This is a genomic window from Rhizobium sp. BK538 (assembly GCF_014197575.1).
Lineage (GTDB): Bacteria > Pseudomonadota > Alphaproteobacteria > Rhizobiales > Rhizobiaceae > Rhizobium.
Genome location: NZ_JACIFT010000020.1, coordinates 11875 through 30144, shown reverse-complemented (window position 1 = coordinate 30144; position 18270 = coordinate 11875). Strand labels below are relative to the sequence as shown.

Below are 18270 nucleotides of genomic sequence, written 5' to 3'. Positions count from 1 at the left end.
GGTGAACTCGGTCCGAGCGTTTTCCGCACTGATGGCTTTGCTCGCCTTCACGGGAGGCGTCGCGCAGGCGCAGTCCCCGGCCGACGATTTTTCCCGCCGGCAGGACGAGAAGGCGCAAGCACAACGGCTCGACCGATTGAAACAGGCAACGCCTGATGAGCCGGATACCGGAGACGGGATATCCAACTTACCCGGCGGCGAAGCGACGGGTCCGTGCTTTGCCATTTCACGCGTCGTCATCGAAGGGGCAGCGAAGCTTTCTCCTCAGGACATCGATCATCTGACAGCGCCATATCAGGACCGCTGCATCGGCGTTGCCGATATCAGTGGATTGCTCAAGGCGCTGACCAATTTCTATCTCGACAAGGGGTTCGTCACCTCGCGCGCCTACGTACCGCCGCAGGACATCGCAGGCACGCGCCTGCTAAAACTGACGGTCGTCGAAGGAACGATTTCCGACATCTACCTGAACGGCAAGCCGGCCGAGCGAAACGGTGCTCTTGCCACCGCCTTCCCCGGCATGAAGGGAAAGATCGCCAACATCCGCGATGTCGAGCAAGGGCTCGACCAGATCAACCGTCTGTCGTCAAACGACGCAAAGACCTCGATGCTTCCGGGCTCCAGGCAGGGCACCTCCATCCTCAATGTCGAGAACAAGCTGGGCAAGCGTTGGCACTTGACCCTTGCCAACAACAATCTCGGTCAGGAAAGCACCGGTTACTCGCAGAGCAACGTTTCGCTCGGCTTCGACGATCTCCTCGGCCTCAACGACCAGCTTGGATTGTCTTACGGGCACTCCGGTCCTGACTATCCCTGGGGCGGCGACGGTGATGGTCGCAGCAACAGCTATTCCGGCAATGCGAGCATCCCTTACGGCTACTGGACCGTCTCAGTGAATGGCTCCTGGTACGAATACGACAGTTCCGTTCCAGGCAACTTCGGACCGATCGAGACGTCAGGTGATTCCGCCGAGATCGGGCTTGGCGCCGATCGCGTCGTCGACCGCGACAAGAATTCCATCACGACGATCAGGGGCGGCCTCACCTACAAGCAGACCGACAACTTTCTGCTCGGCAACCGCATCGAGGTCGGCAGCCGCAGATACAGTGTCGGCACGATCGGGATTTCTCATTCGCGACAGATGCTCGGCGGCGTCTTTGCCTTCGACCTTACCCTTGATCAAGGGCTCGACCTCTTCGACGCGGTGCAGCCGGGAGAACCGGGTGCCGGCACGGCCGATCCCCGGTTTTCGAAGTTTGGCGCAACCGTCAGCGGCACGCGTCCATTCGAGATATCAGGCGAGCGCTTCGAGCTTACGACACTCCTCAGTGCCCAATACTCGCCCGACAATCTCTTCGGGGCGGAGCAGATCGGGCTCGGTGGCTACAGCAACATCCGTGGCATCCGGCAGAGCGTGATCTTCGGCAACAACGGCTTCTTCAGTCATAACGAGTTTGCCTGGCGGACAACGCCCTTTGAGGGCGGCCAGGCGGCCGCGATCCTCGGTGAACTCAGACCCTATGTCGGGCTCGATTTCGGGCGGGTGTTTTCGCAACGCCGCTTCGACATTGAGGGCGGGCATCTCGCCAGTTGGACGGCCGGCGCAAAGCTCGTCGGCGGAACTTTAAGCGCCGACTTCGGCTACTCTAAAACCTTTGCGAGCAGCGTTGAAGAGGGCCGCGGCAATCTCATTTTCGCTAGCGCGACGGTGCGCTGGTAGTCAACTCCTGGAGAAAACCAAGTGCGTTTCACGAAATTCCAATTGCCTTCCTCGACCTCCGCCATTGCAGCGTTGCTGGCCGCAGCAGTTCTCCTATCCGGTTGCGGGGGACGAGAAGCCCATCCGATCGCCTCGACCAACCCCAGTGACAGTGTCTTCGACTGTGCCGGCATCAAGCGGGAATTCGAGGCGAACGAGCGACAGATCCTGACGACCGTGAAGGAGCGATCCCAGGCACAGGGCAAAAATGTCGTCCTTGGCGCAACCGGCGCTCTCCTTTTCTGGCCGGCGCTATTCTTCATGGATCCGAAGTCACCGGAGAAGGTCGAGATCGACGCGCTGCGAAACCGGAACCAGGTTCTGACCGATATCGCCAGATCGAAGAAATGCCCGGCTCCGGTCTCGAAGCTGACAGAAGTCTATAAGCGCCTGGACGACAAAGTCTCGTCGTCGCTCTCCGACAAAGCCAAGAACTGATCCCACTGACGGTATAGCGTAGAAGGTGAACCAGCGATGACACGAGCATTCAAGCGCTCCTTGAGCGATGTGAGCGGCCGGAAGGCGTCGTCTGTTCTCGCTGGAACATTTGCCCGCAAACTCCTCGCAAGTGGTCTGAGCGTCGTCATCGCGTTTCAGCCTGTGTTGCTGCGTGCCCAGGAGATCGCACCGGATGTGGGGGCGGCCGCGATCAATCGTCCAGGCGTCGGGACTGCACCGAACGGCATGCCGCTGATCGACATCGTCACCCCGAACGGCCAAGGCCTGTCGCACAACAAATACAACAGCTTCAACGTCGGCACGCAGGGCCTGATCCTCAACAACTTCAACGGCGAGGTCGGCACCTCGAAGCTTGGCGGCATCACACCCGGCAATCCCAACCTGCAGGGCAAAAGCCCGGCCTCGGTGATCCTAAATGAGGTGACATCGCAGAACCGCAGTTCGCTTCTCGGTCCGACCGAAGTGTTCGGCGGCAGGGCAGATGTGATCATCGCCAATCCGAACGGCATTACCTGTGATGGCTGCGGCTTCATCAACACACCCCGCGCCACGCTGACGACGGGCGTGCCTGATATCGGTGCCGACGGGCGGCTGAACGGCTTCACCGTCAGGGGCGGGGATGTCACCTTCGGTTCGAAGGGTGCCAACCTTGCCGCCGGGGATGGTGCCGTCGACCTCTTCGACATCGTGTCACGCACCATAAAGGTCGATGGTCCCGTCTATGGCAAGGACCTGCGGCTGACGGCAGGAGCATCCAAGTTCAACTATGCCACCGGCGAGGCGACCGCACTCGAGGCGACCTCGGGAACGCCGGAATATGCGATCGATGGATCGGCCCTCGGGGCCATGCAGGCTGGCCGCATCAAGATGGTCGTCACCGAGAAGGGCGCCGGCGTTCGCATGCGCGGCGACATGGCAGCCAACGCTGGGGAACTGTCGCTGTCATCCGACGGCAAGATCTCGATCGGCAATGCGTCGGGCAGTCAGGGCGTGACGATAAAATCCGGGTCGAGTGTTCAGGCAAACAAACTCACGTCGAAGGCGCGTGTCAGCGTCCAGGCCAACCGCGGCATCACGCTGCAGACGGTGGCAGCCGACGGTGACGTCGTCCTTGGCGGCGGCAGTGGACTGCTGTCGGTCGCCGGTGATGTCTCGGCCCTCGGTGCGATCCAGGTCTCGTCCGCTGGTGTTTCAATCGGCAATCTCGATGCGGGAGATCTCATTGACCTCGCGAGCTCTTCGGGAACGGTCGCGATCGGCGATGCCAGAAGCCGCGGCGCTCTGACGATATCGGCCGTCAGTGGTGCGATCACCGCCAATTCGCTGCTCAGCTACGACAATATCAGCCTGACGGCGGGCAGCAATCTGACCGTCGCAGGCAATGTCACGGCGGCGGGCATCATCACCGCTGATGCGTCAGCGGTGAGCGCACGTGCAGTCACATCAGGCGTCGATATTGCCGCAACCGCTGCGTCGCCGGGAGGAAAGGTTGTCTTCGCCAGCGCCGGCGATCTTAACCTTCGCGCCCGCTCCGGTTCGGTTGTCGCCACCTCGCTTGGGTCGGCCGGGCAGATCCAGGCAACGGCGAACCTTGTCCAGGCCGGGACGATCACCAGCCACGGAGCGATCGACCTTCACGGCGATCTCGATGTCAGCGGCCAGGTGCTCGGCGGCTCCGACGTCGCGATATCGGGCAACACCATCAAGGCGGGGGCAATTGTCTCGGGCGTCGACTTCGCAGCCACTGCCCAGTCGGCCTCAGGCAGTATCATCCTTGCCGCCACCGGCGATCTCAGGCTAACGGCCACGAACGATATTGATGTCGACAGCGTTCTCTCCGCACGACGCATCGACATCACCGCAGAGATGCTGCGCGGCCAGTCGATCAGTGGTCGTCAAGGAATTGCGCTCAACACCGGCGTCAATCTAAGCGGTCAGGTGCTCGGTGGTTCCGACGTCACGATATCGGGAAAGAGCATTCGCGCCGCGGCGGTCGCCTCGGGTGTCGACTTTGACGCGACGGCCCAGTCAGCCTCTGGGGATGTCGTCCTCGGCAACGCTGGCGACATGACTCTGACCGCTTCGTCCGATGACATTGCCATTGCAACGATGCTGTCGGCTGGTGACCTGAAGGCGACGGCAACTGATGACATATCGGGCAAGGCCGTCAGCCATGGAGCGCTGACCCTTGATGCCGGTGATGCCATCACACTCTCCGGCCAGTCGCTCTCCGGCTCGTCCGTCAAGCTGACGGCTGACAGCATCAACGTCGACACGCTGATCTCAGGCGTCGATTTTGCGGGCACAAGTGCTGCCGCCGCAGGCAACGTCCTCCTCGGCGTCAACGGCACCTTGTCGGTCGAAGCCACCCAGGGCTCCGTCGCCAGCAACTACCTGATCAGTGCTGGCGACCTGACGGCGAAGGCCAGCCAGAATCTGTCCTATCAAAGCCTGCAGAGCAATGCCGATGCGACGCTGTCGGCCGATACTGGCACGATCAGCCTCGACAAGACGACGCGTGCGGCAGGCGACATTTCCGTCAAGGAGACTTCCGTCGACCTCAGCAATGGCCGCAGTGGCCTCGCGACATCCGGAACGCTGACGGTCAATGCGGACACGGCCAACTTCTCCGGCAGCACGCTGACCTTCGGTGGCCTCAACGCCAAGCTGAAGGGCACTGCGAATGTCACCAACGCCATGATCAACACGGTGACGAAGTCCGGTGGCACGGGTGACCTGTCGATTGAAGCCTCGAGCGTGACGACATCAGGTTCGACGGCGCTGCTGGCTGGACACAATCTGAACTTGGCGCTCGCAGACTTTACCAATGCCGGGCAGATCGCCGCCAAAAACGATCTCAATGTCACGGTCACCGGCAATCTCACCAATAGCCCGACTGGCCTGATCTATGCCGGTGGGGACGCCAAGGTGTTTGTCGCCGGCAACCTCACCAATAACCAGGGCGCCATCCTCGTCGGTGATGACTTGGCCATCGCGGGTGAAGCCGCCACCCAGCGCAACCACGCGCTCACCAATATCTCCGGGATGATCCGGGCCGGCGGCGACCTGTCAATCCTGACCGACAACCTGACCAACCAGCGCCTGACCACGCCGACCTGGAGCAATGTCCTCGTCTCCTCCGGTGTCGCTTCCGGCTTCACCCTCAATCCTGGCGTCGCCGGGCTGCCGTTTGCCTACATGGAATCGGAGGAACAGAACATGTTCCAACTGTATCCGGGCATAGACGCGCCGCAGTTTTCCGATTACCAGCCGCTTCTCTGGTCGGTCGCGACACTCAGCGACGGCACGAGCTACCATGCCTGGACCTGGATCAGCGGAAACGGACCGACGGCCGTCGGCCCGATCTTCAACTGGATCCGGGACCGCGTTCCGAAGGATGCAAACGGCAACCCGATCCTCGATCCGAACAATCCGTCTCGGTATTTCATTGTCGACCAGGTGGTGCATGGCGGAGTACCCGACTACAGCACCACCTACACCTGGGACTACAGCGCCAATCTCAGCCAGTCGGTCTACGAGGACCGGTTCACGAGCGCATTGACGCCCGAGGCGCTAATCCACGCCGGCGGCAATCTGACCGTCGACGCAACCACGGCGACCAACGAATACAGCACCATCGAAGCGGAATTCAACGCCACCTTCAAGGGCGACAAGCTCACCAACAAGGGCATGTCGCTGAACCGTACGACGACGACGACCTGCAACGCGCAAGGCGGCTGCGAGGCCTATGACGCGGCCGGCAATCGCAATCCATCGAAGAACATCGCCAACGGCACCTCGATCGTCAGCAAGGTGGAATCGATTGGAGGAGCGTCGGCAATCGTCAGGGCCGGTGGCGCCCTCGACACCTCCCGTGTCGATCTCGACAATATCGGCGCCGCTTCCTCAGCCCAGGGAGCGAGCGTGGTGCGCCCGACCAGATTGGATGACCCCACCGATGTCCTTTCGTCGATGACATCGGGATCGGCGCTCTTTACCGTCAATGCCGCCATCGCGGGCCTATCAGGCAATGCCGGAGTGGCCACGCGATCGGCGCTGACGGCGGCGCTTCCGAACGGACTGCCCAATCCGAAGTCGGGTGGCTTTGATGGCGACGTGCCCGGTCTGTCTTTCCTCTATGAGACACGCGCGGCCTACCTCGATGTCGGCACGTTCTACGGTTCGGGATATTTCGCAAACAAGATCGGGTACAAGCCCGACCGTGACGTTCCCTTCCTCGGCGATGCCTACTTCGAGAACCAGTTCATAGACCAGCAACTGCGTCAGCTTGCGGGCCAGGGCCTCGGCTCACACTCCTTTGTGCCCGGCAGCGACGCCATCGAGCAGGTGAAGGAACTCCTCGATCAGGGCGTCGATTTTGCCAAAAGCCATAAGCTCGCCGTGGGTCAGGTTCTGTCACCCGAGCAGGTCGCGGCGCTGACCGAACCGCTCGTCTGGTACGAGAAGAAACTCGTCAACGGCATCGAGGTGCTGGTGCCGGTCGTCTATATCCCGAGCACCGAGATGGCTGAGCTTACCGCCTCCGGCGCGCTGATGGCAGGCGACAGCGTGACCATCAAGGGCGCCTCGATCAACAACTCCGGCACGATGCTGGCCAAGAACGATCTGTCGGTATCCGGCACCTCGATTGGGGCCAATGGCGGCAGCTTCAAGGCCGGCGGCAATGTCTCGCTCATCTCGTCCGGTGCGCTGACGCTCAGTGCCCAGTCGCTCGATCTCGGTGGACAGACGCTCGTCGTTCCTGGCGCATCAGTCCTGGCTGGCGGCGATGCAAACCTGTCGGCCGTCTCCGATCTGACCCTGAAGGGCGCCAGCGTTTCGGCCGGCGCCAATACTACGCTGTCAGGCCAGACCGTAACGCTCGACGTTGCCAAGGCGGAGAATGGCGGCCAGGAGAATGTGACGGGGAGTTCGGTCTCATCCGGTGGCAACCTGACGATCTCGGCCGATGACAATGTCAACGTCATCGGCAGTGCCGCAAAGGCAGGAAAGGCGCTCAGCGTCACCGCCGACAAGGGCTCCGTTAACGTCGTCTCCGCGGGCCTCGCCCACGAGACCAGCGACGGCTACACGACAACCACGTCGACGGACCAGCAGCAGTCGCAGCTCTCTGCGGGCAGCGATGCGACGATCAAGGCGGGCGACGACATCCTTGTCGCTGGTTCCTCGCTGAAGGCTGTCGGCAGTGCCAAAATCGAGGCGGGCGACGACGTCAATATCGTCGCCACCCAGGAACGCTCCGACAGCAGCTTCGGCAAGAATACGGCGTCGGCGACGACCCATACAGGGGCTGAGATCCAGGCCGGCGGATCGGTGTCGGTTACATCAGGGTCCGGCGCTGGCGACCATGATCTCAGCATCATAGGCAGCGGCATCTCTGCTGGCGGCAAGGTCGAGCTGAAGGCTTCCGACGACATCACCGTTGCCGAGGTTGAGGACAGCTCCATGCTTGACGCGTCCTGGAAGTCGGGACGCACGAAGAACCACGGCCATTTCGAAACCGAGACGACAGTGGGTTCATCCATATCGGGCGGCGATGGCATCGCGACGACCTCGGGCGGCGATACCCTGGTCTCCGCCTCCAGGCTTCAGGCGGGCAATGACGGGCATAGTGCCGACCTGACCATGAAAGCCGGTGGCGATCTGCTGATCGCATCCGGAAAGGACACGACCACAACCGACGTCGACTCGAAGAAGAAGGGCTTTCTTTCCAAGAAGAGCTCGCACCGTGAGAGCTACGACGAGACGACTGTCGCCTCCGAGCTCGGCGCGTCTGGCAACGTCAATCTGAATGCTGATGGCAATGCCGTCATCGCGGGTTCGAAGGTCACGGCCGGCGGCAGCCTTAGCGTCGAAGGCGACAGTGTTTCGGTGATCGGTGCGGAGGAGCAGCACCGGCTTGAAAGCAGTAGTAAGAAGTCCGGCCTGTTCGCCGGTTCCGGCGATGGCTTCATCTCGCTCTGGGGCAAGGAACAGAAGGACAAGAACCAGGCCTCCGAGTTCAACGTCGCCTCGGCGTTGACATCAGGCACCGACGTCACGCTCAAGGCACGCGAGACCGACGTCAATGTCATCGGCTCCACCGTCAAGGCCGGGCAGGACATCACTCTTGATGCCGCCCGCGATGTCAACATCACGCCCGGTGCGGAAAACAGCTCCGCCTCCGAGCAGGAGAAGCGCTCCGGCTTCGGCATCGCCTATAGTTCCGGCGATGGCGGCGCCTCGATCGGCATCGGTTATGGCAAGTCGGTCGACAAGACCGCGCAGTCGGCCGAGACCAATGCGACCTCGACGCTGTCGGCTGGACGAGACCTGACCATTTCCGCAGGCCGTGACGCCAATCTGCAGGCGGCGACCGTTGAAGCCGAACGCGACGTGGCGATCCGGGCAGAGCGCGATGTCAATCTCCTCTCGGCCCAGGACAAGTCTAACTACGAGCACCTGCACGAGGAGTTCTTCGCAGGCATCAGCCTGTCGGTGTCGACCTCCCTGGTGAGCGCGGCTGACAGCGTGAGCGGCGCAGCGCAGAAGATTTCCAACATCTCCGACGGCTATTCCGCTGCCAACGCGGCCTTTGCCTCGCTCAAGGCCTATGATGCGCTCGACAAGATCGCCAAGGGCGGCAACGTCGCGTCGGGGTCGCTCACCGTAGGGTTCACGTATCAGAAGGAAAAGGAGGCTGCTCAATCCTCTGTTCCGGTCCTGACGGACATAAGGGCAGGGCAGTCTGTCACGATCGAGGCAGTCTCCGGGGATCTGACCAGCCATGGAGCGCAAATCGCTGCAGGTTACGACGCGAATGGAGAAGTCGTTGCGTCCGACGATGACAAAGCCGGCGATATCACGCTCAAGGCTGGCAAGGACATCATTCTCGAAAGCGCCGAGGCGACCAACAGCTCATCGACGAGCAACACCTCAGCAGGCGCAAGGTTCGGCGTTTCGGCCGGCGTCGGCATCAAGGGTGTAACCGCCGGACTGACCGGTAGCGCCAGCGCGGCGGCCGGCAAGTCCAACGCCGATGGCACGACGCAGGTCAATAGCCACGTCAACGGCACCGGTGACATCACCCTCGAGTCAGGAAACGATACGCGTCTTGCGGGCGCAGTCGTCTCCGGTGATACGGTGACTGCCAATGTCAGTGGCGATCTCACGATCCTCTCCGTTCCCGACACCGGGGCAAGCTCCAACCATTCCGCGTCCGGAGGCTTCAGCCTGGGCGGCGGCCAGCTCCTTTCCGGGGTGCAGATCGGCGGCGGCAGCGGCTCCGGCGAGACGAACTGGATCACTGAACAGTCGGGCCTTGTCTCCACTGGGACGATGGATGTCACCGTCGGCGGCAATACCCATCTGGGTGCCGGCAAGATCATCTCCGAATCCGGAGACCTGATCCTCGATACCGGCACCCTGACCTATGACAATTTCGAGGGCCGCAAGGGGTACGAAGGCTTCAGCGTCGATCTCGGCATCGATCTTTCCAGTGGCAAGGACGAGAACGGCAACTCCACCACCAACCACACGCTGGAGGGATCCTATCAGCTCGACGATACGCGCCAGACGGTTCGCGCCACCGTCGGTCCGGGCAACATCGTCATCCGCGACCAGCAACAGCAGGCCGCTCTCGAACAGGACGGCAGTTCCACGCGCCCGCTCGATGAGCTCAACCGCGATCCCGACAAGGCCTACGAGATCACCAAGGACAAGCATGTCGATCTCGATTTCTATCTGTCCAGCAACAGCCTGCGGGCCGTTGGGAATGGTATCAAGGAGGCGATCGAGCCCGGCGGCTTTATCGACAAGTATCTCCTTGGCAAGGAACTGACTCCGGAAGAAATCGCAAATATTAAGTCCGGCCTGGACGCACTTGCGAACGGAGGATCCCTCGGAGGCTGCACCCAGCAGCAAGGGTTCAACCTGTTCAACCTGATCGTGAGTCCAGCATATGCGGGTGACTTTTCCACGGATTGCACGATCCGTCAGCGGGACGGTGAGATCATTCATCTCGGCATCAAGACCTACCAGGACTGCCAGGATGCCATCTATGTCTATCTGAACACGATAGAAGCTGAAAAGCGCTCGGATATCCTGAGAAACGCTGGCTTTGCCTTCGTCGTTGATCATCCCCTCGACGTGGAAAGCTGGGTAAAGAACGACTGGCTGCGCGACGCCATCAGGAAACTCGATGGTGATGACCCGAATGGAGCGAATGCCAAGGCTTACGCTCAAGGGCAAAATGCGGCCGCCCTCGTTGGCGAACAACTACTCGGCGAACGCTCGAAGATCTGGCAGGACACCTCGATTTCCTGGAGTGTCAAGATCGATCGATTGGAGGCTACCGGCCTCGACATTAACACCATCATCGCGATGGCGATGTTGGGTGGGGCCGCGACAGGTGCGGGGATGTTTGGCAGCGTCGCTAAACTTCAAGATCACTATGCTCGACATGGAAATGATTTTGGTGCCAAGAGCGCTGCGGAATACCAAGCCCAAGCGAAAGGGTTCTTAGAAGGTCCCCCGTCTCCTGGAATACTCGAGAAGACCCGAGCTAACGGTGATATTGTCCGTTACAATCCGGCGACGGATGAATTTGGTGTCGTCTCCATCGGCGGGGTCATTCGAACATATTATAAGCCGGATCCTGCGGTTCACGGAAAAGGCAGCAACCTGGATTATTTCAATGCTCAATGAACAGACAAACTCACAGTGCCCAGTATGTGGTTATCCAGACTTGGACGAGCCCCCGTATGACGATGGGGGATTTCCAACGTATAATATTTGCCCATGTTGCGGCACCGAATTTGGTTATGACGATGCCAGCAAAGCTCATGCCCAGCTTCGCGAAGACTGGGTAAAAAATGGGATGGTCTGGTGGAGCAGTAATGTAGACCCACCTTTGCGCTGGAATCCGCTAGCTCAGTTAAAACACGCTGGTTTCGAGAATCCTTGATGGTTGGCCCCGATCCATGCGCAGGCGGCGTTGGCGTCGATTGGCGGAGAATCGAAACGTCGTCGGCAGAAGCCGTTCCTAAAGTTCGGCCTTGCCATTTATCCAACCCGTCACGCGTCGTTTGACTTGGGAAAGGCCAAGATCCTCTACGCGGCTTGAGGCGTGCACCCGCGTCTTCTTCCCTCGAATTTTACGGGCTCGGTACGGCGACACCTTGATCAGCAGGTTTTCGGCATCGCTATACATCGCGTGTGCGGCATCCTGCTTTCCGAGCGAAGCGTCGCGATCGTTGTCGGTTCCGGTCTTTTTACCTTGCTGTGAGAATACCGGCTCGGCCCGCAATCACTCGTGGTCGGCCAGGAAATCGTTGGTTAGCAACGCCGCGCGAAACGGCATTATCTGGCCTGTTGGAGACAATCACTCGAGGAGCGATTGCGCACCTGGTGGTCGTTTGCAAAGCCGCGGCGTCAGATAATGATCGAGGGTCCGCCTATCACAAACTGGCGGGCTTGCCGGGCGCGCGAGCCAAAAAGATTGATAAGTTGCAGGTTGATTAATGGACATAAAGGGAACAAAGTAAGGCAAGTCACCGCTTGTCCACCGGCTTTCCACAGGCCTCACACAAGCGCAATGTGGAAAGCAAGTGCAGGTGCGCGCGCGACTCGACGTCCGCGCCAGTTGCGCTAGAACGGCCGCTTGTGCGGCATGGATGTCGGAGAGTTGAGGGACCGCAATGCAGTTCGATCTATTTCCCGAGGTGGACGAGCTCGTCGAAGTCAGTGCGGACGCGCCAGCCAGTTCGGCGTCGCCGCGCTTCGTCTGCTGGACGAAGATGCAGGCTGAAGCCGGCCAGGACCTCTCCGACATCTTTCGTCGAAAGGAATACGAGCGCAAGGCCGGCAACGGCGTCTTCTTCTGGGGCATCGGAAGCTCGATGGACTTCTCCCGGCTGCGGTCAAGCGACCGGGTCGACCTTGTCTTCTCCACCATGCTGTCGGCGCCGAAGTCCGAGGATAAGAACCCCGAAAGCGTGCTGGTCTGGCGCAAGTATGTGAATCCCGTCGGACAGGAAGTCGAACTGCCTCCGCACGTCCTGCTGTTGAGCCGAGCGACCACGAAGCTCGGCCCAAAGAAGCGCCACTACGCTCTGGTCTGCTATTCGGACAGGGAACTGAGGCTCGGCGACGACGGCAATTTCGATCCGACGATCTATCGAAACGCCGGTCCGAACGGTGGCAAGGTCGGATTCTCGCAGGTCACCTCCCTGCTCGAGAAGACCTCGGAGGCTTCTACGCCGTCGCGCTATCGCGTCAACTTCCGCGCCGAACTCCGGCGTCCGTTTGTAGTGAAGCTCTGCGATCCCGTCCTGCTCGAACCGGAGGACCGCCGCCGCGTCGACGATCACAGGGCAGGGGAAACAGCAACGTGGCTTCGGTTCGCAACCCAGATCCGTGCGGGCTCCTCCTCCGTCCTCAACGAGCCGGCCGCTCGCCTCTGAGTAGGACACCGAAGGGCTGCGCGAGCTTTGCCGAATAAGCTGACTTCACGATCCGCGGCGGGACCTCGTTCGCCGGACCGACGTAGTCCAATAGGCCCTTGTCCACGCGGCCCTTTATGTATCCGCCAGCGTTCTTGCCTTCGCTCGGGCCGATGCCGACGACGTAGCGCGTGAGGTCGACTTCGAGATCGCCGGGGACGATTTCATTGAGCACGAGGGCGTACTTCGATCCGCGGACCTCGATCCCTTCCGGGATCGGCTTCCAGTTCTCTCCGTCTTCCGAATACTCGTCCGCCACGGCCGACATCGAATGGTTCGACTTGATGAGTTCCATCACGAGCCGGACGTCGCGACCTTGTTCAATCCGGTATTTGGCGAAGGGCTGCAGCTTGGAGATCGGGTGCATCGTGCCGCCGCCGTAGCCCCCGAAGCTCATTCCTGCGCGATCGAACTCCTTGTTCTTTCGCACGAGAATGTCCTCGAAGGATTCGGATGCATGCATTCCGACCTTCATGAATACGATCGACTCCATCCCGTTCATTCTGAATCCTCGCTTTCGATCTTGTAGTCTCGTGGATCCGCCATTCCGCGTCCGATGTGCGCTATCTCTCTGACGAACCGGGCCTCGAGATGCTGGTCGCGACCGTAGAAATCCTTCTTCTCGTCGGCGGTCAGTGGCTCGTTCTTCAGTTCGAACTTCTCCACCTTCCTGAAGATCATCGCGCAGGATGCCAGCCGGGAGCGTCTTCGAGGTGGTAGGTGTGCATGTGCGGCTGCATTTCGACGACGGCCATGCCAAGTTCGATCGCCGCCTTCTGCGTCATCCGCAGCACCAGACCCGGCCACGTCTTCGTGTCGTCGTCGGCGATGGCGACCACGCCCAGTCCTTGGTCTGTCAGGAGCTGCGCACCGCGCCGCAGGAAGGAAACGACGCTCTTTCCGTCGTTGTACTGTCCCCAGGGCGGGTTGATATGGAAAGCATCGAAGGATTCGAGGAGGGTAGGGTCGAGGGCGTCGGCAACGTTGTAAAGACGCGCCTCCATCCGGTCCGCGAAGTTGTTGTCTAGGGCGAACCGATTGACCGAATTCACCATTCGCTCGTCGAAGTCGAGGAGGAGGAGCTTGCTCGGACCGTAGTCGAGGATGCCTTCGTTCATCAAGTGCGCGATGGAAAGCCCAATCGCGTCTCCGTCGCCGACGAAGACAAGTGACCGATCATCAAGCTTCCGGCACAGGTACTCCGCATACACGACCATGTCGCCGACTTTCATGTAAATCTGGTCAAACTCCCGGATCGGAGGAGGGCGGTTCTGGACGACGTCCGACAAAGCGTTGAGGGCCAAACGAAGGTCGAGCGCCTTGCGTCGCGGCTGCCCCTGGCGGCGGGCCCGGCGGTTGAACTCTGGCAGGCGCAAGTCTGCCACTATAAGCCGCTGATCGAGCGGATCATCGCCCAGACCGAGCGGCGGGTCCTGGCCGGGGAGCCGGTCCCGGCCGGCGAGAAGCTGGTGAGCCTGTTCGAGCCGCATGCCGACATCATCGTAAAGGGCAGCCGCGACGTCGACTACGGCCACAAACTCAATCTGACCACCGGCAGAAGCGGACTGATCCTCGACCTCGTCGTCGAAGCCGGCAACCCGGCCGACAGCGATCGCTTGCTGCCGATGCTGGAACGCCACATCGCCTTTTACGGCGAGCCGCCGCGTCAGGCGGCGGCCGACGGCGGCTATGCCAGCCGCGAAAATCTGAGCGGAGCCAAAGCCTGCGGCATCCGCGACATGGCCTTCCACAAGAAGTGCGGCCTCAAGATCGAAGACATGGTCACAAGCCGCTGGGTCGATCGCAAGCTCAGAAACTTCCGCGCTGGCATCGAGGCCGGCATCTCTTGCCTGAAACGCGCTTATGGATTGGGGCGCTGCACCTGGCGCGGGCTCGACCACTTCAAGGCTTATGTCTGGTCCTCGGTGGTCGCTTACAATCTCGCTCTCTTCGCCCGCCTCAGGCCGACCTGACACCCCTCATCCGGCAGCGTTCAGAGCACACCCGGCGAGCGGCGGCCGATACCTCATGACCCCATTGCCGCCAGATCGCGCTTCGCGCCATAACCTGCAGGGTTCTGTGCCATCACCCGTCCCAACAAACATCCTTCAGTGGACAAGCAACCTTGAAAACCCCAGAAAAACAGGCGTTGGCGAGTAGCAGAGACGCTTGCGCGCCTCCGCTCTCTCAGAACCGTGCGTGAACCTCTCAGCTCACACGGCTCCCATCAGGCAAACGTGCCGATCAGACCGAGTTGCCAGTGCACGAAGAGATCGGAGCGCTGCTTGACGAGCCGTTGTAAGAACCGACTTGCCCGAGCCTTACCCCTGCCAAAGCGCTTGAACTTCCGCCTTGCCCACGCAAGCACCGTCTGATTGACGTAGCGAAGTATGGGCTGCAGCTCCGTTGGTGCGTACCGTCCATAATAGCTGATCCACCCCCTGAGGAGCGGATTGATCAGCCGGGCGATGTCGTCCAACGAGAGCTGCGTCTGTCGGCGGATGTGCAAGTCCCTGATCTTTTCCCGCATCGCTTTCAGCGCCGAGGAACTGACCGCTGGTGTGAAGCCGCAAAACAGTCGCCCGCTTTGCGTTCCCCATACCGCGCGCGGTCGGAAACAATATCCGAGGAAATCGAACGTCACGTTCGGATGTTGCCCTCTGCGTTTGGAGTCTCTGCAGTAGACGATCTTGGTCTTCGTCGGGTGCAGTTCCAGTTGGCATTCCGCCAACCTCGCCTGAAGCGCAGCCTTGACGGCTTCTGCCTCCTGCTCGGTCCGGCAGTGCACCAGCCCGTCATCCGCATACCGACACCATGGGAGGTCGGGATGTGTCCGTTTCATCCACAGATCAAACGCATAGTGCAGAAAAAGATTTGAAAGAATCGGCGAAACTACGCCCCCTTGGGGAGTTCCGCAGTTCCGTTCAATCCTCTGTCCATCCTTTTCCATGGGCGCTGTCAGCCATCTCTCGATGTATAGTAATGCCCATTTGCTCTTTACGTGCCTGCGAACTGCCGTGAGCAAAAGCTCGTGCGAGATGTTGTCAAACAGTCCCTTAATGTCGAATTCTAGAACCCAGTCATATTTCCAGCACCGCTGACGCGTGACCCCCACCGCATCCAGCGCCGATTTTGCCGGTCTGTAGCCGTAGGAATCTGGCAGGAATATCTGATCGAGCTCCGGTTCGATGAGCTGCTTGACCACCATCTGCGCGATCCTGTCGCTCACGGTGGGCACACCCAAAATCCGCTGGCCCCCACTCTTTTTCGGAATGGGGACGGCACGCACCGGTGGCGGAAAGTAGCTTCCCGAGCTCATCCTGTTCCAGATCCTGTAGAGATTCCTCCCCAGGTTGGCTTCGAATGCCTCGATCGTTTGCCCGTCCACGCCAGCCGCACCACCATTGGATTTGACCGCTTTGTAGGCTTCGTACACCAGCCGCTTATCGATCATAAACGGCTTGTCTGTCGCATCTGTCGTTGTCATCCTGTTGCCAGTTGCTTCGAAAATACGACCACCTGATCCGACCCCTTCGCTCCAGCCCCATTACAGGACCTTCGTCACTACTACGGGTCGATCCGCCCCAACTTCCTGCATCGGTACTCTCGCCTCACGGTGGTGTGCCGCTTGTGCTTCTCCCTTGGCATCAGAAAGCTGGTTCCTGCAGTTCCGCGCAAAAGCCTGCATCCGGCTCATGCCCCCTATACGCCGTCCACTGTCCGCCCAGTCATCAGGCTTCCGACGGACTTGTCCCGAGAGATCCATACGCCCTCGGTTTTAGTGGTATCAAAGAGTACTAACGACGCGTCATCGAAGGGTTTGCTTGCGCTCATCTTCCGGATGCCTACCTGCCCCGGATCATGTCCGCGGCTTTTGACCCAACGCTAACCACCATGGCTCTTCTACCACAGCAGCTTGGGCTGGTTTGAGACCCGCTCCTGAAAGCCGATCCCGAGGGGCCTACCCTCATCTTTCACGCAGCTTCTCAGCATGTTGTCAGTTCTCCATCGAACCTCCTTCTGCTTGCTGCAGCACACTATGGACGGGCACTAGCTAGACTACCGCTATGAGGGCAGGCTCTCCCGCCGCTGCCGGCACCGCAGCCTCGGCCTCTTCCACCTTGAATTCCTTATAGCAGGCGATCAGTGTGGGGATATCGCAGGAAATGCCGACGTAGAACTTGGCCTTCTTGTTGACGACGTGGTTGTAGAGTTTTGCGGCCCGGCCGCAGATGGGCGCCTTCAAGGTTCTCGACCAGCCCGCAGCAGGCTTGGTTACCTGGATTGACGGAGAGGCCGGCGCCCTCCTCAAAATGTTCGGCGGCATCGACAAAGTGATCGAGTGCACGGCAAAAATCGCGAGTCGGGCGATTGTCAGGTTCTGGAAAACCTAAACCAAGAGTCAGCCTTGCTATCACGGCGGACAGGAAACACCACCGGGTCGTCCGACTCGGGACCCAGACCTTGCGCCTGTCTGAGCTGCCCGAGACTGCGCGTCCTTCTGCAGTGGCGATAGGCCCGCCTACCTCTTTAGGCTTATTTGCATCCAGATCACAACTCGCAAAGATTGTAGATGCGAGGCGCAAGCTTATTCTTAAATAGGGGCCTTTCAACGCGCTGTGGTTGCGTTGAGGCTCTCTCCGCTTCATTGTTTCGGAAAGACAATTACCTCGATAGTCAAAACGATATATCAACGCAAGTATGTTTTATACATAGAAACGTCTTACAGATCTGACCCTATTTGCATAGAGTTTCAACTTATACGATAATTAATAGAGCTTGTTAAGTGTAGTTTAAAGTGTAGCTTGCTGCCTCTGGGCTCAACGATAGGGGGCAATTATGGGCGTTCTTGAACAATATCCGGAAGTCGGAAATTTCATTGATAAAACGGATTCTTATACCCTGTCCGCCAATCAGATAAACTCAGGCGGGCACGACTATCTTATCGTCACGCAGGTCGGAGAGTATGATTCCGGCCAGTTGCTATTCGAAATAACTAACCGGGGTTTGGTTTTAAAAGAATCCGATAACTCGGTCATCATTGGTCCGAGAGACACGTTCTCTCCGGCTGCGGCTCTGCAGTGCGAGGTCAGTGATCCAGGTGATATCAAGGCGGTGTTTGATGAATGTCTGGAATCCGTCAACCAATTTTCTTCGGCAACGGGACCAGACGGGGGAAATCTTGCCTGCGTTTGGGCAGTGAGGCATATAGCGAAAAACGCCCTCGGTCGTTGGATCACACGCACCGACGGCACCGCGGTTTTTGACCCGGAACTACGGCGATGCTTTGGCTCGAATATAAGAGAACGCGACGTTCCCGCTGGCGGGATCATCATATCGCCGACTGAGGGATCGAACATTGGTCACGTGGGCATCCTTGGCCCTGTTACCGGTGACGATAGCAGGCTGATCTACTCAAACTCAAGCGCGGCGGCGCTCTGGAAGCAGAACTTCACATTGAAGAAGTGGGTAGCCCGCTATCACGACATGAAGGGGCTCAAGGTCCACTTCTATCCCGTCCCTGTCTACGTGGATGGTGGTTCGGCCTGA

At 59.8% G+C, this 18270-nt stretch carries 10 protein-coding genes and 1 pseudogene; 6 read left to right on the top strand and 5 right to left on the bottom strand.

What is annotated here, in order from left to right; translation table 11 throughout:
• The first annotated feature begins 31 nt into the window (after positions 1 to 31).
• From FHX09_RS22455 to FHX09_RS22440, 4 genes are all read left to right on the top strand, one after another.
• Positions 32 to 1720: a ShlB/FhaC/HecB family hemolysin secretion/activation protein gene (locus FHX09_RS22455; RefSeq protein ID WP_246699498.1), complete on the top strand. Its 1689-nt coding sequence runs from the start codon at positions 32 to 34 to the stop codon at positions 1718 to 1720.
• Between the two features lie 21 nt (positions 1721 to 1741).
• Entirely contained in the window at positions 1742 to 2197 is a 456-nt protein-coding gene (locus FHX09_RS22450; RefSeq protein WP_184450669.1) for a hypothetical protein, read from the top strand.
• 36 nt (positions 2198 to 2233) lie between these two features.
• Positions 2234 to 10924 (top strand): hemagglutinin repeat-containing protein, encoded by an 8691-nt coding sequence (locus tag FHX09_RS22445; RefSeq protein ID WP_246699491.1) that lies wholly within the window; start codon positions 2234 to 2236, stop codon positions 10922 to 10924.
• A 992-nt stretch (positions 10925 to 11916) separates the two neighbouring features.
• The gene (locus FHX09_RS22440) at positions 11917 to 12681 is read left to right on the top strand and encodes a hypothetical protein (RefSeq protein ID WP_184450668.1); all 765 of its coding nucleotides are present in this window, start codon (positions 11917 to 11919) and stop codon (positions 12679 to 12681) included.
• On the opposite strand, the gene FHX09_RS22435 is transcribed toward FHX09_RS22440, so the two are convergent.
• Genes FHX09_RS22435 through FHX09_RS30060 form a run of 3 tightly spaced genes read right to left on the bottom strand, consistent with a single transcriptional unit; the run spans position 12656 to position 14105 of the window.
• Positions 12656 to 13222, bottom strand: coding sequence for a hypothetical protein (locus FHX09_RS22435; protein WP_184450667.1), 567 nt, complete (start codon positions 13220 to 13222; stop codon positions 12656 to 12658). The genes FHX09_RS22440 and FHX09_RS22435 overlap by 26 nt on opposite strands.
• Positions 13219 to 13401 (bottom strand): hypothetical protein, encoded by a 183-nt coding sequence (locus FHX09_RS22430; RefSeq protein WP_184450666.1) that lies wholly within the window; start codon positions 13399 to 13401, stop codon positions 13219 to 13221. Before FHX09_RS22430 ends, FHX09_RS22435 begins: the two co-directional genes overlap by 4 nt.
• Positions 13398 to 14105: a bis-aminopropyl spermidine synthase family protein gene (locus tag FHX09_RS30060; protein ID WP_348649192.1), complete on the bottom strand. Its 708-nt coding sequence runs from the start codon at positions 14103 to 14105 to the stop codon at positions 13398 to 13400. The genes FHX09_RS22430 and FHX09_RS30060 overlap by 4 nt, the downstream gene beginning before the upstream one ends.
• On the opposite strand from FHX09_RS30060, the pseudogene FHX09_RS22425 reads away from it, so the two are divergent.
• Positions 14031 to 14693: pseudogene (locus FHX09_RS22425) on the top strand (transposase); the annotation flags it as partial. The gene FHX09_RS30060 and the pseudogene FHX09_RS22425 sit on opposite strands and share 75 nt — an antisense overlap.
• A 254-nt stretch (positions 14694 to 14947) precedes the next feature.
• Here FHX09_RS22425 and ltrA read toward each other — a convergent pair.
• The gene (gene ltrA / locus FHX09_RS22420; RefSeq protein WP_184450665.1) at positions 14948 to 16207 is read right to left on the bottom strand and encodes a group II intron reverse transcriptase/maturase; all 1260 of its coding nucleotides are present in this window, start codon (positions 16205 to 16207) and stop codon (positions 14948 to 14950) included.
• A 567-nt stretch (positions 16208 to 16774) separates the two neighbouring features.
• Complete coding sequence (locus FHX09_RS22415) at positions 16775 to 16966, bottom strand: hypothetical protein (protein ID WP_184450664.1); 192 nt, start codon at positions 16964 to 16966, stop codon at positions 16775 to 16777.
• A gap of 593 nt (positions 16967 to 17559) precedes the next feature.
• Here FHX09_RS22415 and FHX09_RS22410 point away from each other — a divergent pair.
• Positions 17560 to 18270 carry a hypothetical protein gene (locus FHX09_RS22410; protein ID WP_184450663.1) on the top strand — a complete coding sequence of 237 codons (711 nt, stop codon included), beginning with the start codon at positions 17560 to 17562 and terminating at the stop codon, positions 18268 to 18270.